This window comes from Halobacillus sp. AWM4_238, assembly GCF_056158265.1.
Window position 1 is genome coordinate 2305989 of record NZ_JBSWSY010000002.1, and the last position, 24845, is coordinate 2330833.

Genomic DNA, 24845 nt, shown 5'->3' on the forward strand with positions numbered 1-24845 from the left:
TCTTTTACTTACTAGTACAAGAATTTGCTTTCCTTATAATCCAATGTATTTAAAGTTTCTTCAAGCTTCCTCTATCTTACCCGTGTGAGGAAACATATTCTGGTCACCGCTATACAATTCACTGTTCACAGCACCCTTCAAGTACAGCTCGAACCTCTTATGATCCAGCGTCAGTCCTTCTCTATAAAAATGTATCTTCCCTATGATTTCCACCACTTCTAAAAGAAGTTCAGCGTTCGATTTCATCTCTGTTCTCAAGCCTGCAATACTATAAAACAAAAGTACATCGGCTTTATTCTTAGGCTTATCTATTATTTTTCTGATCTGAAGCAATTCAGGGCGTTGAAAGGGTGAACCTAAATACCCTAAATCACTGAACCTTTTAAGGACAGTCAAGTTATTAGAAGAACAGTAATCAAACAACACTTTATCCTGGTGAACAATGCGTTGGACCGGAGACCATGAATTTCCAAAGTTTATAGACTTTCTGTAATAGCAGAAAACAGTTTTCATCCCTTGTCCACATCCCGTTCATGCTAGTGTAAATTTTGAAAGACAAACAAAAAAGCATATGTATCCAACCATCTGGATTCATATGCTAGTATGTCCTCAACAACCTTTCATGTATTCACTTCAAATGGAATTCATGGATCCTTTTATCATTCCAACCCCCTTGTTCAAACAAGCTATCTTTCTTTGTAAAATGCAAGTCACCCATGAGTTTTCGATTCACCCCCAGAGATGACCAATAGTATATTAATTGGGTCAGAATCTTTATTCCACAAACTCTCCCTCGATCCATTCGCCCTCTTTTACTTCTCCACCTTCCAACACAGCCTTACCGAAACCGTGTCTTTGAAAACCGGATACTTCTCCTCTATATGTTTCACCATTTGATAATGTCATTTCACCTTTACCTTCAGGAGAACCATTTACCCATTCTCCTTGATATGTATTCCCATTTCTATCAATAAATTTCCCATATCCTTCGCGTTTCCCATTTCTCCATTCTCCTTCGTATTCTGTGGACATCCACAGAACCTTTATGATCCCTTTTCCTTTTCCATGCTCCTGATTGTTTTTCCATTGACCTTCATATTCAAAATAGGCTAATAACCCTAAGTCGACTACTTCTTTACCAAAACCGCTCCTCTGATCATCTGCCCAATGACCTTCATAATAGGAGGATTGATTAAATAAATGTCCTTGCCCACTCTTCAACCCCTGAGAACGATCTCCAACATATTTTCCTAAAATGATTTCTTCATCGTCTTCAACAATAGACACGCCAACGTAAGTGACAGAAACGAATGAAGTTAGTAACAGAATTAGAAAACCTGTGTATTGAATAGCTATATTCTTCCTCGTTCTTTTTCCTAATGTCCGTATGACTGAAGGACAAACAAACCCAATCAACATACTAATCAACACAATAGTTCCAACGGCAAGAATGAGAATAATCAGAGATAATATCCAACTGAAGATCAGACCAAAAAGTATGATTATACTTCCTAAAATAATCAAGCCTACTTCTAATAAGACCTTTTTTCGTGTTCTTCCCTGTGACCTGTGCCATAACACTATCCACTTAGGCTTTACTAAACCAATGGAAAGCCCTAATACTGACATCAATAACACAATTGTGAAAAAAAGTTCCATTTCATCCCTCCTTCCTTCAAATCAATCTTCCCAAAAAATAAAAAAGAACCCTTTACCAAATATAGCTCCAAAAATGCGAAATGGTAATTTTACAATCCACCACAAAAGTAAAAACGAGTACTTCATCCCACACCATATCAACAGAAGAAAGTATTTCATTAGAATCCATGGTAATTTTAATAAGAAATATATAAACTTCATCCTCTCTCTCCTTTGAGCCTTCAACTTGTGGCATTACTTGTTTACTGGATGATGTCCAACTGTATGAGAGGATGCATAGATACTGCCCCGAAAGCATTTTCTAAGTGCTCAGTACCTTTGACAGGTCCAAAAACAGTCACGATATCCCCCTCTCCATATTCCGTGTATCCAGTGTATTCAGCAACAATTGTATCCATATAATTGTAACCCCACTCATCAGTTGTGACAGCAATAACCATATAAGAAGATGAGCTACTTTCGTAGAGAGTTGAAATTTCTCCTGTATAGGTTACATACTCCCCTTTATAACGGTCTGGACTTTTAACAAGTTGAGGATACTCTATGAAAACCGCACTCTCCATTTTCTCTTGGTTTTCATGATTTATGATAGATTCTTCTGTCCAGCCATCCATAACTTCTAGTTCGTAGAAAGAATCATTCTCTATCGTATAGTTTCCACTGAACCACCCACTTTTCTCAATTTTCAATTTTTTCAATGAATACGCCTCAACAAGATGTTCATATTCACCATATTGATTAATGAGTTCTGGGTTGTTTTTAGATACAATCTGAATTGAAATTTTATACTCTCCATTTATAATATAGGATGCAGTCCCTAGTTCAGCTACAAATCCTCCCTCATGAATGGTAGCCACATAAGGTTCCATAGAAAAGTCATCAGACTTGCGGGTAGCTTCTACAATCACTTCAATTCCATCTTCGAGATTGGTTTTTCCTTCTACATATATCCTATCTCCATATGTTTCATAAAAGACATCCTTAACCTCAATGAAAAGCTCACCACCCTCTTTTAGATGTTCACTTTCTTCATTTACTAGAGACTCTACTGATAATAATTGCATTTTCCCTTCAAGATATTGATACAACTGGCCGTTTTTTTCATGAGCAAAAATTTCGAAAGCTGGTGAATGTTCACTCACTCCATTCAAAAAGAAATACCTTTCACCCTCAGCCTCAATGTCTGCCGCTTTATCGCTTGAGAATGTTGTACCTGGAAAATGTTCAGATGCCAAAATAATGGCATCTTCTCGGGTCAGAAATTGTGACTCCTCACCCTCGTCATTTGTGTCCGTTGCTTTTGACACCTTTGATGGAATTACTTTTAATTCCTTTTTTGAATCTGCTTCCGCAAGTTGATCATTTGTACGTTCTTGATCAGCTAAGATAGGCTCTTTTTGCGATTTAGCTTCCTCTACGTTGCCTGTATCTGGAGTCGGTATGGACACCAATAACAAAATAAAGAAAACGATCGTCAATGATCCATGGTATTTAATTACTTTTTTTCTCTTCCTACCGTGCTTTTCTCCCAAAAGTGTCCATTTAGGAACGATTAATCCAAGCACAAAGAGCATTGTACTCAGTATTAATAAAATAAATAATATGTACTCCACATCCATCCCACCTAAGTCTTTTTTCTTATATTAACACTATTATCGGACTGTTCCATTTAACTATGAACTGTTTTGTGACAATTTATTGAAGTTTTGGCATTAAGGAAAAGCAACCTAGAAATCATCCTATTGAAGTAACCAACAAACTCAATTCAACATTAATATTTCTCGTTGAAACAAACCTCAACAAGGCGAAATATCAAGATTATACATAGTGAATTAACCACTACTTTTAAAAAGCGTGGCATCAATGACAAATTTTGATGCCACGCATATATTCAGACCTTAGCCGTTTAGATTGGGGACATCATGTATACTTCTCCCCATTGATTCTTTATTGCACTTCTTCAAGTAATGCCTCTTCGACCATTTCATCAATGGCCACCGTACCACCTAATAAGGTGAAGTGACGTATACCGAGCATTTCAGCTGCTTCAAAAATGGATTCATCTACTCTAGTTGGAGGCACAAGCAGGAACGTGCTATTGGTCTTCGCTGCAAGGACGGATCCTGTAAGCGCATCGGCAAAATCAGCGCCTGTTGCAACGAAAGCTTTGTCAGCAGGATTCAGCGTAGTCGCAATCTGCGCAGATGTCTCGTAACGGTTTTCACCGCCGTAGCGCACAGCATCAGGAAGTTCGTGCAGGACCGCATCAGAAACAACGGTGCTTCCCCCGACGACGATGCTCGAATCAAAGCTTGATAATGCTGTCTTCGTAACCTCAGGAAGTTCGTTTGGACGAGTTAATAAAATAGGGTAGCCGTTCTCTGCTGCATGAGAAGCAATGGATAAAGCATCCGGGAAGTTCAGTCCGTTGGCTACAACCGCTTTGCCCGGCTCTCCGTTTAAGACAGCCCCAATGTATGCTGCCGTCTCAAAGCGGTCTTTTCCTCCAATGCGTTCTGTTTCAAGACCCATGCCTTTCAATTGGTCTTCCACATATGTTGTTACGGCTCCTTCTCCTCCTAGAATGATCGCTTCAGTTGCTCCCAATCTCAGTATTTCATCTTTTACGGTGGAAGAAAGAGTAGCACCTGTAAGTAAGATCGGTGCATCCATATGATAAGCTAATGGCGCTCCCGCAAGTGCGTCAGGGAAGTCATCCCCACGAGCGATGAAGATGGTTTCTGATGTATCCCATCCATTTTGGGAAATTTCCACGGCTGTTTCATAGCGGTCCAGTCCTGCAATTCTTTCAGAAGAGATAGGGATGATCGGTTTGATGGATTGCCAGAATTCTTCCGCAATCCTCTCATATCCTTCTTGACCTGGGTGGACGTTCTGAGGATTTGGTAAATATTTTGGATAATTTTCAGCTATGGCGTCAAAGGTTGGGACGTAACCACTACCAGATTGGGTAGCAACGGCTTGAATGATCTGGTTTAAAGCAGTCATTAACTGAATAAAAGTTGCTTGCTGCTCAGCAGGGTAAGCATAGAAAGGATTGTAATACCCCATCACAAAAACTTGGGCATCAGGGTTCAAAGTTCGAATTGTCCCCATGATCCCTATATAGTTGTTCTTCACATGTTCAAGCATGGCTTTGACAACCTCAGGATCCTCTAAGTCCTCCGGGTTGTTTTTAAGAACTTCTAGAAAGTCATTCGCTCCTATGGTTAAAGTAATGAGGTCGGCATTACTGACAGCAGCCTGAGCCATTGAATCGGTTTGCAGCTGAGTTAACTGTCCTTCAGACGTTAAACCCGGGACAGCAAATTCCTTTGTAAAAGAATCCAACCGATAGATGTTTTCTAAATCTTCAGCAATATAATCAGCATAACTTATACCTGCCGTACTGTCTGATTGAATACCAAAGGCTAACGAGTCTCCAAGTGCGACATAGTTCCACTCTTTCTCAGAATGGTCGGCCTTCTCTGCAAAAGCGAACGACGGGGCTACTAACATGAAAACAAGTGACAGAATGGCAAATAACCGGATTTTTTTCCTACCAATTACTGTTTGGTCCAACATGTCCCCTCCTTTTTTGCTCTTTAACGAACGTTATGTAGTCCAATAAAGAACATTCCCTAATATAATTAGCCTCTTTTTCTTTTAATCCTGCAAATTTCTCAAGATTTATATTTTATGGATCGTTATGGAGTAAGTTATTTTGTCTAAAAAAGTAAAAGGTGTTTGATGAGTAAGCCTACTATTAAAAGAAAACGTAGCATCGAAATACGATGCTACGCTCTCCAAGATCATCAAACTTCTTTTTTGAACGCGCATCATTCAGAGCCAACACCGCCACATTATAATGGTACTCAATTTTTGCTCCTGACCTTGCGTTCTGCATCTTACTTATGTGCATATGAAACTTTAGAATAGCCTCGTAAATTTCTTTATTTCCTGTCCTCCCAAAAGGGATCAAATCTCCCCCATCCAAATCCATATTGTCTTACCTTTTAAAATACGAATGAATTTGGAAAACGTGTGGATGTAGGCGATTACTTATACTACTCCTAATGGTGAAGGTTTCCTTGATTACACCTTTCATACACTTTAAATTCATAACAAAAAAGTTGAAGAAGGTCAGTCCTGGAAATCAGGGCTGACCTTCCTTAGTATAAATAGGCATGTAAGAAAATCAGTCCGATACCACTCACTAAAAACTGATTCTCTAATTGTTGTTACCTCGGATATCGGGGCTGACCGATATTTATTGAAAATGTGATTGGAACCACCTATGATACGTTCGAGCTAAATCCATATAAATAAGCGACCAACTTGTTAAATTCCTCATCAGAAGAACACTCAATCTGAAGATCAATAAAGGTCATCACAATTTCTTCATCCTCAAACGGAAAATGACTGTTATCTACATTCGACAAGATCTCCCGCTTGGAAAGTCCCTTTTTACGTAATACATCTACGGCTTGCTTCATTGAAGAAACTTCTGCCATGTGTATGCCCCCTTAACTTCATAGTCTTGTGCACATTTCACCCGACAATCTCTTTTTAGTCATTAAAAGGTGAGGAACGGAAGAAAACAAGAATAAAAGATTCTTGTCTATATTATTTACTACATCATCCTTCCAAATTCCTGCTCACATACAGAAGATCAGATGCTCCAAGAAAGAGTTTTTAAGAGGAACGAGACAAACTCACTTTGGAACTACACCATATAGTACTTACGTAATGAAAAAACGGATAAAAAAAGATTGCCAGCCCCTTTGGCACTATTATTTAGTAGTGTAAAATGCCAGATTATTCGTTGTCATTATTTGTCAAAAGAAATCAATAGATTTACCTTGAAGGCTGGTTTATAATCCTCTTAGTGAACTCGAACGGAAGGTGATGAGAGAGGTAAAGGAAGCGGTTAAATGTTGCTGTGAATCTTAAGTCTAGAAAAAAGTAAAGGGGAAAATGAAACAGTTGAAAAAAATCATCGGTTTTACAGTTGCTGCTCTATTGACGTCTACAATCATCACCACTCCAGTCCTTGCAACAAGCGAAACATCATTTAAAAGTTTGGAAGATTTCAAGAAACAAAAGCAGGTTCCTAACGCGCAGGAAGTGGAACTGCTTGGCTATAATGAATGGGGAGAATTTGAAGAGGAAGAGCCGAATAACACAATGGCTCAAGCCAATCTGATTACCCTAGAGGACATCGCTATTGGCCAATTTTCAAAGAATGATAAAGATTATTATAAGCTCGAAGTCAATGGAGATGAGGAAGTAGACCTCTCTGTGTCCCTCTTCTCTATTGATGAAGAAGAAACAAACATGAAGCTTAATGTAAACGTTTATGACTCCACTGGCGAAGAAGTAGCAAGCTACTTTGAAGATAGTGATGAGTATGGATATGCGGGTGGTTTTACTGTGAATCCAGGGATCTATTACTTAGAGGCTTCCGATTCAGCTAACCTAAATAATGGGGAATCGTATATGCTGAGTTCTTTCATTTTTGAAGAGGAGCCATTCATCGATCGCATCTCTGGGGAAGACCGTTATCATACAGCAGCAGCAATCGCCGTACGTCGTAGCGGTGGGTATCCAAGCGAACATATCATACTGGCTACAGGAGCAGATTTTCCCGATGCCCTTGCAGGTGCACCACTTGCCTCCTACTATGATGCTCCCATCCTTTTGACTAGAAAAAACACTCTGCCACAGATTACGAAATCAACGATTGATGTGTTAGATGCTAAGTCTGTTACGATCCTTGGTGGTACGGGTGCTATTTCCAAAGAAGTAGAAAATGCCCTTTTGAAATTAGGATTGGATGTCGAAAGGATTTCAGGTTCTGATCGGTATGAGACTGCAACGGCCATTGCCGAAGTACTTCCGCCTAGTGAAGGAGCTGTGATCGCTTACGGAAGAAACTTTCCTGATGCCCTTTCCATTGCCCCAGTGGCCGGCATGAATATGATGCCGATCTTATTAACAGAAAAAAGTAAACTCCCTGATTCAACGAAACAAGCCATTAAAGATTACGACTTCACCTATGTCGTAGGTGGCGAAGGTGTTGTAGATCAAAAAGTTTTTGCTCAACTCCCAGATCCAGAACGTATTTCAGGAAAAAACAGATACAGCACATCCATTGCTATAGCTGAGCACTTCGAACTAGACCCAATGTTTGTGAACGTAGCTACTGGAGAGGATTTTGCTGACGCTCTTGCAGGAGCCGCTTACACATATGGTGAACCGTTACTGCTGACTCCTTCTGATTCCCTTGCCACAGAAGTGAAAGATTATTTCGTTAAGAACGAAACCTATTACTTTACTATTCTTGGTGGCAAGGCAGCTGTCAGCGAAAATGTTGAAGATGAGATTTTAGAGTTATTCGAATAAGAAAACTATAAAACATCCCCAAGCAGGCAATCATGCGCTTGGGGATGTTTTTTTGTGGGTAAAGGAAATCTCCTTCTAGAAGTTGGACAACGAAAGTCAGTGACCTACTCAAAAATCCTCATGACAAAGTCAACCTCAACACCATTGATACCAAAAGCTATGTCTATGCCCTCCTGAAGTACATAAATAATATAAATTTTCACACTTTTCTACAAAATCCATTGACACCCATCCTTTCCCTTGCTAACATGGCACTTAACCAAATAACGAAAGAACATCTTATCCAGAGAGGTGGAGGGACTGGCCCTGTGAAACCCGGCAACCGCTATATGTATAGCAAGGTGCCAAATCCTACTGAGTGAACGCTCAGGAAGATAAGAGATTTCCTGAATCTCTAAACCTCTCTATCTCATTGATAGAGAGGTTTTATATGTTCCAATTGAATAATGATTCTTATCCAGAGAGGCAGAGGGACTGGCCCGTTGACGCCCGGCAACCATCAAGCAACCGCTTGAAAAGGTGCTAATTCCTGCAGGAGATGATCCTGGAAGATAAGAAGAGCCAAGAGCCCTCTTCTTATTTTTGTGAAGAGGGCTCTGTCTATTTTAAAAAAGGAGTTGTTACATAGATGACTACCGTACTTCTAGATGGCATCCGTACCCCGTTCGGAAAGTGGAAAGGGGCCTTGAAAAAGAAATCCGCAACAGAACTTGGATCGCACGCGCTAAACGCTTTATTAGAGAAAAATCCGATAGCCAAACAAGCAGATGGTGTGCTGCTAGCCCAGGTGATACAGGCTGGGGGTGGCCAGAACCCTGCCAGGCAAGTCGCTTATAAGGCTGGGGTCGATATCGGTACACCTGCCATTACATTGAACAATGTTTGCTTAGGCGGAATCGCCACAATCGCGGATGCCTCTCGGAGACTGCAATATAACGAAGGAGAATTATATATCGTCGGTGGCTTCGACTCGATGACAAACGCTCCTCATACCGCTCCTGTACGCGCTTCTTCCGGACTTGGTCATAGCATGCTGAAAGACACCTTACTGAACGACGGTTTATGGTGCGCCTTGAGCGATGTGTCGATGGGAGCTCTTACCGATGAAAAAAACCGCTCCTTCGAAATCAGTCGAGAGGAACAGGATGAGTATGCTGCCCTTTCCCAACAACGAGCAGCGAACGCTCAGGAAAAAGGATGGTTCCAACCTGAAATCGCTCCTTTTTCTGGATTACTCGAGGAAGATGAGGGCATCCGCAAAGGAACGACAGTTGAAAAGTTATCCAGCCTCACCCCCGCCTTTTCCAACGAAGGCACGATTACAGCAGGCAATGCTTCACAGATGACGGACGGAGCCAGTGTGGGCATCGTCACCATAAAAGAAAAAGCTGAGTCAATCGGACAGAATCCGCTGGCAGAAATCATCGATTGGTCAGAGGTTGCAGGACCAGATGCCAGTTTGCAAACCAAACCATCGCAAGCGATTCAAAAACTTTTAGACAGACATCAATTGACGACAGAGGATATTGATTTGTTTGAAATCAATGAAGCCTTTGCCAGTGTCGTAATCGCCAGCTGCCGGGAGCTTGGCATCGATTATGACCGGATCAATGTCAACGGTGGAGCGATCGCTCTTGGTCACCCTTTAGGTGGCACAGGGTTCCGGCTCGTGTTGACCCTTGCCCATGAACTGAAACGTCGCGGCGGAGGTAAAGGCATCGCTTCCCTTTGCGGCGGGGGTGGACAGGGAATGGCTCTATTGATTGAAGTTCCTCATTCCTAAATCGAAAGGAGACGAATCCATTGACTACAACGACCACAGCTCAGCGCTCCCCTTACCTATGGGAGCCATCGAGCCAACGAATTGAACAATCCCATATTAAAGCTTTTGCTGAATATACCGAGCAGCCACTTTTCCCATATGAACGTTTCCACCGCTGGTCCGTTTCCCATCTCTCTGAGTTCTGGTCAGCCGTGTGGGATTACGCAGGGATCATCGGAGATAAGGGCGATCGTGTTTTTGTCCCCGGCCCTTCGATGCTAGATAGTACATGGTTTCCAGAAGCACGATTGAATTTCGCTGAAAACCTGCTGCGCGGTTCCCTTGACCGGGTAGTTGCCTATGAAGCGAATGAGGAAGGCGTTCAACGAAGCATTCATTTACAAGAGCTAAAACAATCCGTTGCCAAAGCTCAGGAAGGGTTAAAGCGATTAGGGGTAAAGGAAGGCGATTGTGTGGCCGGAGTTACCCAGAATAATATTAAAGGGTTGGCGGCCTTGCTTGCGACGACCTCGCTCGGGGCGACATGGACCTCCTGTTCCCCTGACTTCGGAACGAAAGGAATCGTCGACCGCATTGGTCAGGTAAAACCGAAAGTATTGCTCGCTACTCTCTCCTATCAATATAAGCAGAAGACATTCGATATCGAGGACAAAATCAAGCAGACGACGGAGCGTCTTGAAGGACTATCTGCACTCGTCACGTTCGGAGGGGAGTCTGATATTGAAGGAATTGAATCTCTTTCCTGGGATGAGCTTTGCAGCAATGAAGCATTACAGCCAACGTTCCACCCTGTTCCTTTTCATCATCCCTTATATATTTTATATACATCCGGAACGACGGGACTCCCGAAAGCAATCGTCCATTCTGTTGGCGGGACGCTTTTGCAACATGTCAAAGAGCACCAGCTCCATTGTGACGTTCAGAAAAATGACGTGTTGTTCTGGTACACCAATACCGCCTGGATGATGTATCCATGGCTCGTTTCAGGGTTAGCCAGTGAAGCGACCATCCTACTGTATGACGGCTCTCCCGTAAGGCCGGATTCCCTCACCCATTTGTGGGACATTGCGGATGAGGTCGGCATCACCCATTTCGGCACAAGTCCTAAGTATTTGGATACTTTGATGAAATCCGGAGTGGATCTGAAAGACAGTCATTCGCTCGACTCTTTGAAAAGTCTACTCTCCTGCGGGGCTCCCTTAGCTCCTGAGCAATACAACTGGATTTATAAAACCATCAAACAGGATCTGTTCCTCGCTTCCATTTCCGGCGGAACAGAAATCATCGGATGTTTTGTGATGGGCTCTCCGGTTCACCCTCTGAAACGTGGGGAAATCGCATGCAAAGCATTAGGGATGGCCGTGGATGTTTTGGATGAGCGAGGAGCATCCGTCTATGAAGAAAAAGGCGACCTCGTGTGCACCAAACCATTCGCAAGCATGCCGCTCACCTTTTTCGGTGAAGGTGGAGAGGAACGCTACCGGAAGAGTTATTTTTCCAAACGACCAGGAATTTGGACACACGGGGACTTGGCCGAACAAACCATTGACCAATCGTTCATCATTTATGGACGTGCCGATACGACATTGAATCCAGGCGGCGTCCGCATCGGTACGGCTGAAATTTACGGTGTCGTGGATCACATCAGAGAAATCAAAGATAGCGTCGTGTTCGGATTACCGAAAGATCATGATGAAGAAATCGTTCTTTGTGTAGTCACCGAACATTTGACGGATGATTTGGCAAAAGAAATACGCCAGCAAATCCGGACAAAAGCTTCTCCACGCCACGTACCGAAGCGAATTTATCAAGTGAAGGAAATCCCCCATACCATCAATGGAAAAAGAGTCGAAGGAGCAGCGAAAACAGCCGCTTTAGGAGAAGAAGTGAAAAACGAAGCATCTCTACGAAATCCATCTAGTTTACAAGCATTTCGTCAGCTATCAGAAAGGAAGTTCTTGTAATGGCAACTCAATCCCAAGGGGCGATCACCGGCATCGCTGAACTGAAGCCCGTCCGTTATTCAAAAGGAAAAACAACCTTAAGTTTGATTGCAGAATCCGTCCGTCTCGCCATCCAAGATGCCGGAATTTCCAAGGAGAACGTCGATGGCCTCCTGGTCGGACCACAAGTTGGTGAGACGCCCCAGCATGTGCCTGCGACAGTTGCTGAATATTTAGGAATCGATCCCAACATGTCCAATACGGTCGATCTCGGCGGAGCGACCGGAGCGGGTATGATCTGGAGAGCAGCCGCAGCCATTCAGGCCGGCATGTGCGAAACCGTCGTCTGTGTCTTAGCCAACAAAAATGAAAAAGGGGAAACATTACGATCCCCAAACCGCAATCCGATCCGCGAATTTGATGTTCCTTTCGGTGCATCAGGAGCCAATACATCCTATGCCCTTTTAAAAAGACAGCACATGGAACAATACGGGACCACCCAGGAAGACTTTGCAAGAATCGCTTACTGGCACAGAAAAAATGCCCAATTGAACCCGGATGCGATATTTTATGACAAGCCCCTCGAAATCTATGATATTCTCGCCTCTCCGATGATTGCCGATCCGCTTCACCTACTGGAAATCGTCATGCCTGTCGCTGGTGGAGCAGCTGTCGTCGTAACTTCTGCGGAGAAAGCTACAAAAGGTAAGCATAAGCCGGTCTACCTGAAAGGAACTGGTGAGAAAATTACCCACCGAGCGGTAAGTCAGGCACCAGATCTGGAATCCCTGCCATTCCATTCTTCAATCCCGAGGGCCTTGGACCAAGCCGAAACGAACATTGAAGACATCGACCTTTTCTCTTTGTATGACTGTTATACAAGTGTTGTTGCTTCAACCCTAGAGAGTGCTGGTCTATGTAAGCCAGGAAAGTTCGGAGAGTTTGTCAAAAACCATAGCTTCAGCCATGACGGAGATTATCCATTGAACACGCACGGCGGCCAGTTGGGGTTCGGTCAGGCGGACTTGGCAGGTGGCATGTCGCATGTCGTGGAAGCCGTCCATCAATTGAGAGGCGAAGCGGGAAATCGGCAAGTTCCTGATGCCAGACTGGCCCTCGTTACAGGGAACGGAGCCACCTTAAGCGAAACGACGGCCCTTGTGTTAGGAGGAGAACGATGAGCCAACAACCAAACATTTCTTTACCAGGTCCGACGATCACACCAATTAGTCAGCCTTTTTGGGAAAGCATCAAAGCCGGATACCTAAGCCTGCAACAATGTGACCAGTGCGAACAATGGGTCTTCTATCCTCGTGAACACTGCCCTCATTGTTTTCATGACTCGTTAACATGGAAAAAAGCTTCTGGACGAGGTTGGTTGAAAACATGGAGCGTGATCCACCGTGCAGGACATCCCGCATGGCAGGAACATACGCCCTATGTCGTGGGCGTCGTCGCCCTTGAAGAAGGACCTTCTCTACTGACGCATGTATTAGTAGAAGAAACCGCCTTAAAACATAACCTGAAAGTCGAAATGGAAATCAGTGAAATTGGCCCTCACCCCTTGCCATTCTTTAAAAAACAGGAGGAAAACATATGATTCTTACTTACTTTATTGCTGTCGGTATATTCTGGTCACTTGGTTTATTGATATGGAAGAATTTTTACGCCACGAAGAAAGGGGAACGATAAACGATGCTTACAAGTTCCAGTGTTTTACTATGGACTGTCATCCTTTTATTAGCTGTATACTTTGGCGCTGTAACGTGGGTGGGTAAAAAAGGACGGGCACACAGTCAGTCGATGTCCGGTTTTGCGACAGCGCGGGGGAAAGTGAGCCCTTGGCTAGTTGGGGCAAGTTTTGCCACTTCCTACGCCAGTGCCAACCTCTTCATCGGAGTCCCGGGCCTCGCCTACCAACACGGTACCGCCGTGCTTTGGTACACCCTTGGCTGCTTCGGCGTTTCCTGGGTCGGACTTCTACTCTTTGCGAAAACGTTCTGGCGTTACGGGAAAAAGTTCGGTCATGTGTCGACACTTCCGGAGTGGCTGGGAAAACGTTATAACTCAAAAGCCCTGCAAGCGATCGTATCTTTACTGATCTTATTCAATGTCTATTATATCGTCGGACAAAATGTCGGACTTGCGACCATTTTTGAAACCGTGATCGGGATTCCCTACTTCTGGGGCATTATCATCGGTGTGGCCATTACGATCCTTTACATTGGTCTTGGCGGCGCCTTCGCTCAAATTATCACGGACGGCATCCAGGGAATTCTTATGGCGATCACCTCGATTTTCATCGTCGTCTCCTTTTTCTGGACGATTGGTGGAGGGTGGAACGTCTTCGGTGTGCTGACCGATCGCTTGCATAGCATCGATCCGAACCTGACCGCTGCCATTGCAGACGGTGGTCCGTATAACAGTGCCCTCGCCATCATGGCCGTACAGTTCCTTCTATTCAGTTTCGTATTAATGCCCCATTTGCTGAACAAAGTGCTGTCGATTGAAAAAGAGGAAGACCTGGCTCCATTCACATTATCTGCAGGGCTCGTGCTATGCATCATCTCTACGCTGATGGTCCTCGGTGGACTCGCTGCCCGCGTACTCTTCCCAAGCTTACAGAGTGCCGATGCAGCGATTCCGACTTATGTGATTGAAGCTTTCCCAAGTGTCATCGCAGCCATCATGATCGTCGGAATCATATCCGCGATTTTATCCAGTACGGATAGCCTGTACTTGGGAATCACGACAAGCATCGGCAACGACTTATACCGCGTCGTCGCACCGTTCCTGACATCAAGAAAGATGTCAGCAAATGAATTGGACAACAAATCGTTGAAAGTTGCAAAAGGATCTCTGATTGTCGTCGGACTCCTGTCCCTCTACTTCTCATTAGAACGACCAGAGTCCCTGGCCTTCTTGATCCAATTTAGCTTTTCGGCGATCATATCCGGAATCATTGCACCGATCACTCTCGGATATTTCTGGAACCGGGCGAATCACTATGGTGCCATCGCCGCAGTAGTTACAGGTGCTTCTTTGTATGTCGCTTTTACATCTCTCAACTTGATAGGAAATATCTTTATTGCGATGTTCTTTAGTGCAGCTGCGGCCTTTATCATCATGGGCATTGTGAGTGGTTTGACAGCTACAGAGAAGGAAGAGAAGTTGGTGTTGGAGAAATCCAGTTAACTAAAAGTATTGACCTCTTACTACATTTAAATTTTTTATAAGGTAACCCATAAGTGAGTAACCCCAGAGGTCAATACCCCTGGGGTTACTCACTCCTCTCAGAAAACTAATGCATCGAGTAGTAGAACATATATGAACTTCTTTCAAGTGCGGACCTGCAGATCGTCTATTGTATATCCCCTAGTGAGCACCGACACAGAATTAAGCGTTGAGTAACATCATAATAGAAGCAATTGGTATTCCGCTGAGAAAAGCCAGAGAAATAAAAACAACAACTTTTGCCTGTGATTGATTTTCCTCGGTACTGAAAGAGATGCTTTCTCGTCCTTTTACGTAAAGTTTAGCCAGGCCGACCAACCAAAAAATAACGATGATGACAATAGACACATACAAATGAATATCCATGACCTCTCCAGCAACAAGGTTCGCATAGGTTGCAGCAATGATGAAGATTGGAATAACCTCCACGATCGCAGCTGTAATAAAGAACCTCGTCTGGGCTTTTTGTATTTCCGATTGAGAAAACGAACCCTCCGCTAACGTGTTAAACATTCTGCTGCCGGCGAAAAAGATCCCTATAACAGCTAAGATGCTTGCGAATACAAAAAAATACTCCACTTCATAACCCCTCCAATAAAATTTCATCAAGTATTCTAACATCAGGTGGGTTAGGAGAGATAATGGAAAGATTCACCTTCTAACTCCTCATTATTTGTGATAGAAACCCACTAACTGTCCTTTATGATGTTTTGCTTATGTACAGCTAGGGGGGACATAAGGAACACTAAATAACGAAGTCTCCAGTGGAAAGAGTGATACGCCACAATTTATCAATATAACGCACTCGTTGACAGGCACGGACAGTGTGTCTCATCCACTAAAAAAGCCCAGCACCAAAAACACCGATGCTGAGCCAGCCTAACCTGATCAATCTTTTCTTTTAGATCTTGCTTCCTCTAGAACGCTTATCGCCATATTATAGTGATATTCCATTTCCGCCCTTGATTTTGCATTTGTCATTTTTTCTCTATGCATTAGAAATTTAAGAATCACATCATCAAGTTCTTTATTTCCTGTCGGGTTGAAAGGTATCAAATCCCCCATATAGTTCTCCCCCATTCATATTGGCATACCTTTTAGAATACGAACGGATACGGAAAACGTGTGGATGTGGGCGGTAGCACTAATGGGGGTGAAATGACGATTCTGTATGTATGAGAGAAGAGCGGCAACAGGATAGCACAGATGGAGTCAGACCCACAGTATCGAGAACTTTGGAGTTCATGAAGAGTTCGCCACATTCTTTGGCATGCTATCCATAGCGCCCTAACGGACCGGAGGGAGGCATGAAAATAAGCGTCATTTATTAGAAGTTTCGCTTTATATACTCACGTTCTTCTTCTTCGCTCATTAGCCCCGTCGCCCTACCGATAGTGCCGTTTTGCCATTCCCAAATGGTATTGTGAACAGTCACGGCGTTGGAGAAGTCACCCTTGTCCCATGCTTCCAACGACTTTTTGTAAAAATCAAATTGTTCGTAATGGTCTTCAGTTCCTTCAACTGATTTCAATACTCCAAGCATACGGTCAATTTGTTCTGCAGTCATTTGTTCACTTCCGCGCTTTTTGTTAGCTCGAACCTTTTGGTGCGTCATTTCGTGTAGTTCCTGCCTAAAAGAGCGTTCGGAAGGAATACCATCTTTTTCAACTGCTTTTATTTCTTTTTGTTGCGATGGTTCGTTGACTTCCTTCATGATCTGTTCTTGTTCTTTCGTCATGGAATTACCTTCTGCTTGGAATCCTGACACCACAACCCAAACAATTGCCACAATTACAATAAGAGATAGTGCCCCCAACGAATACAATGACCATTTAAGAATTTTTTCCACCATACAGTTTCCCATCTCCTTTTATTTGTTTAATTACAATGTAGAAATGCAAATTAGCCGTTCGACAATGTGTTCTGGTTTACTTTGAAATGCATCGATTATACGTGACGTATGATCGTTCATCATTCAAATAGCACCTGCTGCCAACCTTTTCGTTTCCTATTCTATAGAAGTCTTTTCATCTGCGAATCCTTCACAGTCGCTTGCACGGAGCAACTATTTCCTTCAAGTGTTTTTTCCACTTTGATTAGTTGCGACAGAAGCAATTCGAACTACCAACAAAATCGTTTACGCTCATACCGTCATAGTAAGTACAATCTGTGATTACGTACTTCATACCCCAGCCTTATGTAATGCAATATTTCAATGTACCCCAATAAATGAAATAAAAGATCCTTCCCCTAATAATTAGACGATTTTATTAGAAGAAAAGACGGGAATCGAATGAAAAAAGTTTGAATAAGAGTCTAACAGATTCAGATACCTGTCCAATTAAAATATGTTTATTTGCACAAATACACATATAACTCATAAAAAAAGCGTAGTATCCCCTATAAACCATTGCCTCAATGCCACACTTTATCGCTAAAATGTGCTGGGGTTCAAGCATGGAAATTATTTAGCAACTTCATCGTCGAAACGTCCCTGTTCCTTATGATTGCCATGAGCCGGAAAGAAGACCAGCTATTTATAGAGGAACCGTTTTCCATTCACACCGTCATTTTTAATAAGAGGACTAGCGACGACCATATACTTGACACAGAAAGGAGTGTTTCCCTATGGCTGTATTAGGCAGTATCATCGTTGGCATTGGCATGATCTACGTTCTGATTTCAGAGTCTGAAAAGCGCGGAGAGAAGTTCGGCTACGTCATCCTGCTCATCCTTCTCATTCTGTTCCTTGTTGTCATGTGCACACTAGCAGCATTGGGCTTTGGAGGAGCTTGACAGCCGCTTTCTGAGGAAGAGAGTTGAGTATATCTACACTTTACATGTATATTCTAAAAAAGAAATGGTAGTATCACACAAGTTGGTAGCATAAACCTACACAGATATTTTTTCTTAAAAAGAGCGTAATCCCAGAGATCAAAATCTCTGGGATTACGCTTATTTAACGATCTAACGCACCGAGACAGGTACCGACATAAGTTGATAGAGGGGAAACTAAAAGGTTATTAAGTAGTTTAAAGAAGAATGGACCTAAACAAATTAGTGGCTTTCAACTCATTCGTGATTAGTAAGCCTCAGCTTCTCAAAAGTGCAGCACCAATCAACCCTGCCTTAGTTCCAAGCTTAGCAGGTTGAAGAATGATTTTTTCCTTCAACCCAGGATATAAAAAGTCTTTTATCCTTTCCCTCAATGGGATCAATATTTGATCTTCTGCCTGCATAACTCCACCGCCAAGAACAAAGATTGATGGGTTAACAATATGAGCTAGATTCGCAATCCCCATGGCTAGGTTTGTAACCGTATCATCCACGATTTTCTGTGCCTCTTTATTACCTTCCTTAGCCAAATTGAATACTTCCTCAGCTCCGCCGTTTATGTTTAAGAGGGCTTTTCCTTCTCGACTTATGGCAGTGCCAGATGCCAATGCCTCCCATGAACCTGCGTTCAAGTTTGACCAACGAGGTCCATGAGGCTGTAGAATCATATTACCAATTTCTCCGGCATACCCCTGTGCTCCCTGTACAATTTCATTATTAAGCACATAGCCACCACCAATTCCGGTACTAACGGTTATATAGAAAACAGACGACTTATTTTTGCCCGCACCAAATCTAGACTCAGCCAAAGCCGCTGCATTTGCATCGTTATCTAAATATAATGGTACATCTATGGACTTACGCAATCTTTCTATTAATGGTATTCGATCCCAGCCAGGCAGGTTAGGCGGGCTCAAGATCAAACCTTGATGAGGATCAAGAGGCCCTGGTGCACCAATACCAACGGAAGAGATAAGATTGTCCCCCTTTACTTCTTTAATTAGCCGGATTATATTATCGATGACATGATCCGGCCCCTTTTCTGCCTCGGTATGAATACTTTTTTCAGACAAAATTTGTCCAGAAGAACTTACAATGCCTGCACGCAAATTAGTTCCTCCCAAATCTACACCGATTGTTTGATAATTAACCATAATACAAGTCCCCTCTTTCTTACAGTCTTTTAACGTTTCACTCTACACCCTATCTTTCCTTCAGTACATACCCGTCGCCGTTTCTTCCGTATTTCCTAAACAACCTTCACATACATAAATATCACAAAAAGCTTTAAATTTCACGATGGTAAGACTGCCTTTCATATAGTAATTGTTTTGCCAGAGTTATCTTATCTATCTACTTACTTCATGATAGCTCATTCAATAAAAGAACATTTAATCATTCAAAACAATTACCTCACCGAATAACCCCAATCCTCCTATTAGAAGATTGGGGTTACCACATGATGACTATTGTTGTTTTTTATAGTAGTAATTTAACCACTTTTCGATTTCTGCTACTTTCCCTAACAGACGTTCTTGCACAACCGGAACAACAGACTCAAGTTGTTTAATAGTCGATTCTGTTTTTTCAAGTTCCTTTGTTACTTTGGACTGCTTCAAGGAATGATCAGGTCGTTTCATCATCACTTCCCATTTACGCATGTTATTAATAACCTTTCGTCCGTCATCCTCATTCATAGCCCCTTCTACCACATAGATTTCTTTGGTTTGCTTACTAATCTCTTGAACAGTCTTCAGGACAGCTTCCTTAGGAGATTCCCCAGGGTTCACAGCATTCTCACGCCAAGGCCCTTTCCCTAAGGCGTCTACAGAAGGAGCGCTTGCTTGACCGAAAGCAAACATATTAACTCCTGAAGTTCCATAAGAAGCAGCTAATACATCATTTACAGCTGCTTTTTCACCAAGATGGTGATAGAAGGAATAAATTCCTGTATAGTACATCATCCACTCTGGAGTTAATTCTTTACTCGCCTTTACGGTTGACTGAATACTGTTAAAATCATGACCGTACGCTTGTGGGATTACTCCGTCAATATTCTCCACCCAATCACTGATAAGTTCAGCTTCAGCTCCGGGCTCAGGCGTAGCTGTCAGCATAAAGGAAGATTCGATATTCTTGCTTTGCTGTTGAAGCTGATCTACGAATTTGTTTTCTTGTTCACGCAGCCACAGTTCCCATTTCTCCCATAGCTCATCGTTTTCAGTTAAATCCATTGGATCCACACCATACTCTTCTTTAAAGCGTTCACGGTTGGATTCGCTAAAGCTGTAGCTTTCTTCAAAACTATGGTGAGGGTAACGCATGTAATCAATATTTAAACCAGTAATGTCATAACTTTTCTGCTGTTCTTCGTAGATCTTCAACATAAACTCCTGTACTTCTGGATTGGCTATATCCAACCAGTAATAGTTGTTACTTGAGTCGGAGCCAACGGTACCCGGCTCATCGTTTCTTTGAACCGCACTCCACGCTGGATATTTCTCAAATTGTGAAGGCAGTCCAAGACTACTGTGACCGATCATGAATCCATCTGTCCACGATTGAACAGTAATCCCTCTTTTTTCACCTTCTTCAATAAAAGCTTGAAGAATGTCTGATCCATACGCGCCATATGAATTATTGGCGAAATTAGGGTGCTGCTTCGGCAAACCATACTCTACCATCGTTTCACTTGGGAAAATCGTGTAACCCCAAAAGGTCGTCTCTAAGTACAGGGAATTAAAGCCCGCTTTTTCCATACGGTCTAAAGTCGTTTGAACATCCTCTAAATCTTGTTCTTCTGGACGATACCAAATGGCACGCTGTTCCGCTACTTCAGAAGAAAGAGAATAGTAATACCCGTCATAAGCTGCTTGCGTAGCTTGTTTTGTATAATCCAATGCCTTTTGTGGATCACTGTTTTGGGTTTCCGCTGCTTTTTGTAGTAATTCTTCTGCTAGAGTGATAGACTCCCTCGCTTTTTCATATTCTGCATCCACATAGTTTTCTTTTGCAGAAGCTATGCTATCCTTTGCTTCCTGTAAAGCTTGCTCACTCTTGAAAATATAGGTGGAGGCATCACGGATTAGTTCCACTTTTCCATCTGCCTCGAACTCTACCTTCATACCAATTTCCGCATTCTTCAGAAAGTTAGCTTCCGTTCCGTGACCACTCACGACAAATCCGTTTTCAGGTATAGCACTGTCTCCGCCACCGATTTTAGTCACAACTCCATCTTTCACTGTAACCTCATACCCATATGGATTTGTTCCCGTGCTGATACCGAACTCAGGAGTGTATACTAAAAGTTGGTTAGCACCTCGATTGCCAGGGAAAGGGGCTCCATCTGGATTTGAATCATCCGTAGGATCAACATCATCCAGATTGCTTATATATTTTTTTTCAATGGGTTCGACAATTTCAACGGTTTCCCCGTCATCCAACCCTTCTAAAAAGCTCATTATTTCATCTGTTGATGGAGAGCTTGTAGATAAAACGACTCCATTCTCCGGGATCCCCTTATCACCACTTCCCGAATACTTCACCTTATAGGCGGTTAAGCTGATTTTTTCAAGTACAACTTCATAGGACGATGCATTCGTTTCCGTATAATAGCTAAATGTTGGATCAAATAAAACAAGCTTGTCCGTGTTATTTCTGTCATTTACTGAAGTAATCTCAATCGTTGTTCCTTCCTCATTGGTCACTGTAGGAACATCTTTCTCTTCTGCACTCATAGCGCTCGCCCATAAAGTTACCAACATGACTAAAACCGTCATACCTACGCCCCAACGACTCAATAATTTTCTCACATTATCCCTCCATTTATTTGTATCCGCTTACAAAATTAGCAATAACCACAATAAAGGATTGTTTCTTCATAAGGAATTTTCAGTCGGAAAAATTCTCCATCATATCGTCTAAAGTTCCCCTACCTCAGGCCAATGAAGTTGGACGCCTAATTCCACTAACTGCTCTTGAAACTCATTTGTGTATTTTTCATCATTAAAAATTTGGTGTAAGCCAGCCTCTTTCTCAAGTGCAAAAGCAGCTAATGCTCCAGCTGACTCCCCTATATTCCATTCAACAGGATGCACTCGCATGCAGCCATTCGTTAAATGCGTACAGCCAATGTTCTTACATGCAGGAATCAAATTTTTCATTCTTTTCGGGATTATGGCACCTAGTGGTATTTCAAACGGGTAACTTCGGGCGTAAAACAGACGGTTGGTTTTCGTAGTTGGATGGAGATCAATCCGGTAAGCCCCTATCCCAACGGAGTTTGGACGTTCCCGAACACCTCCATATGGAGAATGATCTACATTAATATCTTGTTCAACAACTGTTTCTAGTGCCTCAATACGTCTTGATTCTCTAATATATGGATGTTTGGCAAGTCCGTCCATCGTCCCCATGATATCCGGACGAAGTCTCAATCCTGGAAAGCCATGGCCACCATCACCTCGGGGTGCTTCCGTTTGAAGCCAGTACAACAAACAAAGACTTAGTTGTCTTGAATGAGTCAGATGCTTCTCACGTTCTTCTGGAGAAACATCAATGATGGCTCCTTCCCAGTAATCATTTTGAGGCCAGTTGATTAAAGAGATATCCCCCTTGAAAAAATCGTCTCGGAACAGGGTTGGATCAATAATTCTTCGATATTCCCATAAACCTAATTGTTCGCCTTTTGTAAACATCCGGAACGTCTTGGATTTACCTGTGTCCGCATCAGGAATATCCCAACTGAGCTGGAGATGATCCAGGAAGTTTGCTTGATATGAACGCCAGTAACTGTACATCTCCGGTTTGTCCATTACATGACTTCCTGAAGGATCATACTCAAGAGCAAACACTTGTGTAAAAGACTGCATATCATCTGGATGATAATTCTCCAGTGCATGCGGCTCCCCAGTCATAGCTTTAGATTCTGCTCCGATTCGATAATCCACCTTTGCAAGTGGTAGAAGATCCCCACATTCTGTCGCATCTAAAACATAGGTTCCTTGCAATACCAGTGGTCCCTTTTCCTGAGAGTGGGCTTTCACAGATTGGATAAGCTCTTCCCTCACTTCCACCTCCACAGCTTTGCAATTCAGCAAAAGTTGAACTTGTCCATTGCTTTGATAAGGCTGGAGCATGTCCTCTAAAATTTTCTTTGCGACTATTGGTTCATGAGAAATCCTGCTGACCCATGCGTTCCCAGGGTTTAAATGTGGGTTCTCTCTTTCTTCATCACGAATCGGATAAAAATCACGATAATAATCACGGACACGATTCCGAAACTCCCGGTATGAATTTGTACAGCCAAATTGTTCAATCCAGGGATGCTCATCTGGAGGTACCGCTTGCGAAGTAAGCTGCCCTCCGATCCAATCCGTCTCTTCGGTTAGTATGACACTTTTGCCCATACGGGCTGCAGAAAAGGCAGCAAGCGTACCACCGATCCCTCCACCAATAATTAGCACATCAGCTTTCAAGATCGTCCCTCCTTTCTTACACATCTGAATCCGACCTCAAACGTCCGGTTCCAAGGATAGTGCACATCAGCGATCTCATATTCCTGCGCCCAGTCATCTAGAAATTTTGAAGCATTCCCCTCAAAAACAGGGGTCACAACTGACTGGAGTGATTCTGGTTTTTGATGTTCTAAACGTTTTCGCCCTTCTTTTCTCACAACCGTTTGATACACATAATCATCAAGAAAACGTTCGACTAAAAGCTCCTCTCTGTCCATCTGCCTTGCCAAACCTCTTTTTGACGCAAGCCAGGACAGTGTTGCTTGTGAAACCACCGTCCCTAGAGTATTCCCTGCTGTGTTCCAGGCAGCAAATCCGTATAAATTTCTCCAATCCACTTGTTTTAAGAGCAATGGAATCAACTTTGGATCAGCACCATTGGCGTAAGCAACATCAGCAATGGCTACAGGTTTTCGTTTCATGTACGAACGTAGCCTTTCTACCCACTCTGGAACGTTACGGTGGTTGGTGTCCACTTGATTAAGATGAAGGCTTAAGGCTAAGTCTCCCTGCTGACGTCCAGGAACGTTTACACCTAACACAAGATCAGCATAAGCTAAATCTTCTTCTGTCCTAGACCCTATCGCATATACCTGCCCCTTTACCGACTCCATAATCGGCCGATCTTCATACATCGCATGACTTAGTGCGCCTGTCATGCCACTGTACGCAGGATAAAATGTTGGCAATTCCTCTTCTTCTAACTCAAAAACCATCCGCGTTAAGAGCGTCGTGGCTACTTCATCAGCCCCTGGGTATAAGTAAACAGAGTTCTCAACACAGTAATCTTGGACCATCTCCTCTAACTGTTCCTGTTCTTTCACGTTCCAACCATATTCGCTCGTGTCGTCTTGAGGAAACACAAGATGATCGAGCCATCCTTCTTTTACCTGCTTCACTAACTGACGGTTGACAGAGAAATTCACAGCCCTTGAGTTTTTGTAGTCCTCTAACACCTCCTTAGGGATAACGGCCTTCATCTCTTCTATGATAGGAGCATCTGCTTTCTCTCCAAGCTTTTCAAAACGATGCTCATGATAAGAGAGCGCCCAAATGGCTGTGCCATAATCCTTCCAGTACTCCTTTTCTTCTTCGTTAATGTTGTTGTTCGACATCCGCATGGTTGAACTTAAAGCCATGATCTTTAAGGATGGATGGTCTTTTTTCAATTGCTTCAAAATAGATAGTTTACGAATTAACTCCTCTTCGGTGTACGTATGAATCCTCGAAGGTACAAGCCCCCCATAAAGAAGCATATCAATGGAGAGAATGAGTCCGTCAACTTGGGAAGCCATGTCTAAAATCCACTTTTCAATTGAAACTGTATCCGCCGGCCTTTTTAAAAAACCTAACTCCTCAACCGGTGGGGCATTGACTTCCCAATCGGCTATTCGAGCCATTTCTATTGGAAGTTTTCTTGTGACCGGTCTACCATCAACCGGCAGTAGAGCAATTTTCTTTCTCACTATA

The 24845-nt window shown here is 42.9% G+C and carries 19 protein-coding genes and 2 riboswitches; of the genes, 7 read left to right on the forward strand and 12 right to left on the reverse strand.

The genetic code is table 11. From position 1 onward, the window contains the following. Nucleotides 1-60 precede the first annotated feature (60 nt). The 5 genes from ACXACN_RS11745 to ACXACN_RS11765 all read right to left on the reverse strand — a co-directional run bounded on the left by ACXACN_RS11745 (nucleotide 61) and on the right by ACXACN_RS11765 (nucleotide 6173). Nucleotides 61-513: a hypothetical protein gene (locus ACXACN_RS11745; RefSeq protein WP_474964631.1), complete on the reverse strand. Its 453-nt coding sequence runs from the start codon at nucleotides 511-513 to the stop codon at nucleotides 61-63. A 261-nt stretch (nucleotides 514-774) separates the two neighbouring features. Continuing rightward, the gene (locus tag ACXACN_RS11750) at nucleotides 775-1659 is read right to left on the reverse strand and encodes an MORN repeat-containing protein (RefSeq protein ID WP_474964632.1); all 885 of its coding nucleotides are present in this window, start codon (nucleotides 1657-1659) and stop codon (nucleotides 775-777) included. Nucleotides 1660-1901: 242 nt separating this feature from the next. Then, the gene (locus ACXACN_RS11755) at nucleotides 1902-3272 is read right to left on the reverse strand and encodes a hypothetical protein (protein WP_474964633.1); all 1371 of its coding nucleotides are present in this window, start codon (nucleotides 3270-3272) and stop codon (nucleotides 1902-1904) included. A gap of 334 nt (nucleotides 3273-3606) precedes the next feature. After that, nucleotides 3607-5241, reverse strand: a complete 1635-nt coding sequence (locus ACXACN_RS11760; RefSeq protein ID WP_474964635.1) for a cell wall-binding repeat-containing protein — start codon at nucleotides 5239-5241, stop codon at nucleotides 3607-3609. A gap of 713 nt (nucleotides 5242-5954) precedes the next feature. Beyond that, nucleotides 5955-6173 carry a hypothetical protein gene (locus ACXACN_RS11765; protein ID WP_474964636.1) on the reverse strand — a complete coding sequence of 73 codons (219 nt, stop codon included), beginning with the start codon at nucleotides 6171-6173 and terminating at the stop codon, nucleotides 5955-5957. Nucleotides 6174-6636: 463 nt separating this feature from the next. Here ACXACN_RS11765 and ACXACN_RS11770 point away from each other — a divergent pair, with 463 nt between their 5' ends. From ACXACN_RS11770 to ACXACN_RS11795, 6 genes are all read left to right on the forward strand, one after another. Then, nucleotides 6637-8064 carry a cell wall-binding repeat-containing protein gene (locus ACXACN_RS11770; protein ID WP_474964638.1) on the forward strand — a complete coding sequence of 476 codons (1428 nt, stop codon included), beginning with the start codon at nucleotides 6637-6639 and terminating at the stop codon, nucleotides 8062-8064. Between the two features lie 276 nt (nucleotides 8065-8340). Beyond that, nucleotides 8341-8445: riboswitch (SAM riboswitch) on the forward strand. 69 nt (nucleotides 8446-8514) lie between these two features. Next, nucleotides 8515-8622: riboswitch (SAM riboswitch) on the forward strand. 70 nt (nucleotides 8623-8692) lie between these two features. After that, entirely contained in the window at nucleotides 8693-9847 is a 1155-nt protein-coding gene (locus ACXACN_RS11775; RefSeq protein ID WP_474964639.1) for an acetyl-CoA C-acyltransferase, read from the forward strand. A gap of 20 nt (nucleotides 9848-9867) precedes the next feature. Further along, complete coding sequence (locus ACXACN_RS11780) at nucleotides 9868-11811, forward strand: acetoacetate--CoA ligase (RefSeq protein ID WP_474964640.1); 1944 nt, start codon at nucleotides 9868-9870, stop codon at nucleotides 11809-11811. Beyond that, nucleotides 11811-12971, forward strand: a complete 1161-nt coding sequence (locus ACXACN_RS11785; RefSeq protein WP_474964642.1) for a thiolase family protein — start codon at nucleotides 11811-11813, stop codon at nucleotides 12969-12971. Before ACXACN_RS11780 ends, ACXACN_RS11785 begins: the two co-directional genes overlap by 1 nt. Further along, nucleotides 12968-13390, forward strand: coding sequence for a Zn-ribbon domain-containing OB-fold protein (locus ACXACN_RS11790; RefSeq protein ID WP_474964643.1), 423 nt, complete (start codon nucleotides 12968-12970; stop codon nucleotides 13388-13390). Before ACXACN_RS11785 ends, ACXACN_RS11790 begins: the two co-directional genes overlap by 4 nt. Nucleotides 13391-13485: 95 nt before the next feature. Then, a complete protein-coding gene (locus ACXACN_RS11795) occupies nucleotides 13486-14985 on the forward strand; it encodes a sodium:solute symporter family transporter (protein ID WP_474964645.1) in 1500 nt (499 codons plus the stop codon). 201 nt (nucleotides 14986-15186) lie between these two features. Here the strand turns inward: ACXACN_RS11795 and ACXACN_RS11800 are convergent, their stop codons facing one another. The 3 genes from ACXACN_RS11800 to ACXACN_RS11810 all read right to left on the reverse strand — a co-directional run bounded on the left by ACXACN_RS11800 (nucleotide 15187) and on the right by ACXACN_RS11810 (nucleotide 16876). After that, on the reverse strand, nucleotides 15187-15603 hold the full coding sequence (locus tag ACXACN_RS11800) for a hypothetical protein (RefSeq protein ID WP_474964646.1): 417 nt from the start codon (nucleotides 15601-15603) through the stop codon (nucleotides 15187-15189). A gap of 309 nt (nucleotides 15604-15912) precedes the next feature. Further along, nucleotides 15913-16089: a hypothetical protein gene (locus ACXACN_RS11805; protein WP_474964647.1), complete on the reverse strand. Its 177-nt coding sequence runs from the start codon at nucleotides 16087-16089 to the stop codon at nucleotides 15913-15915. A 262-nt stretch (nucleotides 16090-16351) separates the two neighbouring features. Then, nucleotides 16352-16876, reverse strand: coding sequence for a DUF6241 domain-containing protein (locus tag ACXACN_RS11810; RefSeq protein ID WP_474964649.1), 525 nt, complete (start codon nucleotides 16874-16876; stop codon nucleotides 16352-16354). A gap of 776 nt (nucleotides 16877-17652) precedes the next feature. Between ACXACN_RS11810 and ACXACN_RS11815 the strand changes: the two genes are divergently transcribed. Continuing rightward, nucleotides 17653-17820, forward strand: a complete 168-nt coding sequence (locus tag ACXACN_RS11815) for a hypothetical protein (protein ID WP_474964650.1) — start codon at nucleotides 17653-17655, stop codon at nucleotides 17818-17820. A 296-nt stretch (nucleotides 17821-18116) separates the two neighbouring features. Here the strand turns inward: ACXACN_RS11815 and ACXACN_RS11820 are convergent, their stop codons facing one another. The 4 genes from ACXACN_RS11820 to ACXACN_RS11835 form a co-directional block, all read right to left on the reverse strand. Further along, nucleotides 18117-19013, reverse strand: a complete 897-nt coding sequence (locus ACXACN_RS11820) for an ROK family protein (protein ID WP_474964652.1) — start codon at nucleotides 19011-19013, stop codon at nucleotides 18117-18119. Between the two features lie 312 nt (nucleotides 19014-19325). After that, nucleotides 19326-21671 (reverse strand): family 10 glycosylhydrolase, encoded by a 2346-nt coding sequence (locus tag ACXACN_RS11825; RefSeq protein ID WP_474964653.1) that lies wholly within the window; start codon nucleotides 21669-21671, stop codon nucleotides 19326-19328. Between the two features lie 108 nt (nucleotides 21672-21779). After that, a complete protein-coding gene (locus tag ACXACN_RS11830) occupies nucleotides 21780-23360 on the reverse strand; it encodes an FAD-dependent oxidoreductase (RefSeq protein ID WP_474964654.1) in 1581 nt (526 codons plus the stop codon). Continuing rightward, the gene (locus ACXACN_RS11835) at nucleotides 23333-24841 is read right to left on the reverse strand and encodes a DUF4127 family protein (RefSeq protein ID WP_474964656.1); all 1509 of its coding nucleotides are present in this window, start codon (nucleotides 24839-24841) and stop codon (nucleotides 23333-23335) included. Before ACXACN_RS11835 ends, ACXACN_RS11830 begins: the two co-directional genes overlap by 28 nt. Between the last annotated feature and the right edge of the window lie 4 nt (nucleotides 24842-24845).

Coding starts and splice junctions, on each gene's coding strand:
- ACXACN_RS11745 (WP_474964631.1), bottom strand. CDS start 513: ATGAAAACTGTTTTCTGCTATTACAGAAAGTCTATAAACTTTGGAAAT.
- ACXACN_RS11750 (WP_474964632.1), bottom strand. CDS start 1,659: ATGGAACTTTTTTTCACAATTGTGTTATTGATGTCAGTATTAGGGCTT.
- ACXACN_RS11820 (WP_474964652.1), bottom strand. CDS start 19,013: ATGGTTAATTATCAAACAATCGGTGTAGATTTGGGAGGAACTAATTTG.
- ACXACN_RS11795 (WP_474964645.1), top strand. CDS start 13,486: ATGCTTACAAGTTCCAGTGTTTTACTATGGACTGTCATCCTTTTATTA.
- ACXACN_RS11830 (WP_474964654.1), bottom strand. CDS start 23,360: ATGTGTAAGAAAGGAGGGACGATCTTGAAAGCTGATGTGCTAATTATT.
- ACXACN_RS11775 (WP_474964639.1), top strand. CDS start 8,693: ATGACTACCGTACTTCTAGATGGCATCCGTACCCCGTTCGGAAAGTGG.
- ACXACN_RS11810 (WP_474964649.1), bottom strand. CDS start 16,876: ATGGTGGAAAAAATTCTTAAATGGTCATTGTATTCGTTGGGGGCACTA.
- ACXACN_RS11790 (WP_474964643.1), top strand. CDS start 12,968: ATGAGCCAACAACCAAACATTTCTTTACCAGGTCCGACGATCACACCA.
- ACXACN_RS11765 (WP_474964636.1), bottom strand. CDS start 6,173: ATGGCAGAAGTTTCTTCAATGAAGCAAGCCGTAGATGTATTACGTAAA.
- ACXACN_RS11770 (WP_474964638.1), top strand. CDS start 6,637: ATGAAACAGTTGAAAAAAATCATCGGTTTTACAGTTGCTGCTCTATTG.
- ACXACN_RS11805 (WP_474964647.1), bottom strand. CDS start 16,089: ATGGGGGATTTGATACCTTTCAACCCGACAGGAAATAAAGAACTTGAT.
- ACXACN_RS11785 (WP_474964642.1), top strand. CDS start 11,811: ATGGCAACTCAATCCCAAGGGGCGATCACCGGCATCGCTGAACTGAAG.
- ACXACN_RS11815 (WP_474964650.1), top strand. CDS start 17,653: ATGGCTGTATTAGGCAGTATCATCGTTGGCATTGGCATGATCTACGTT.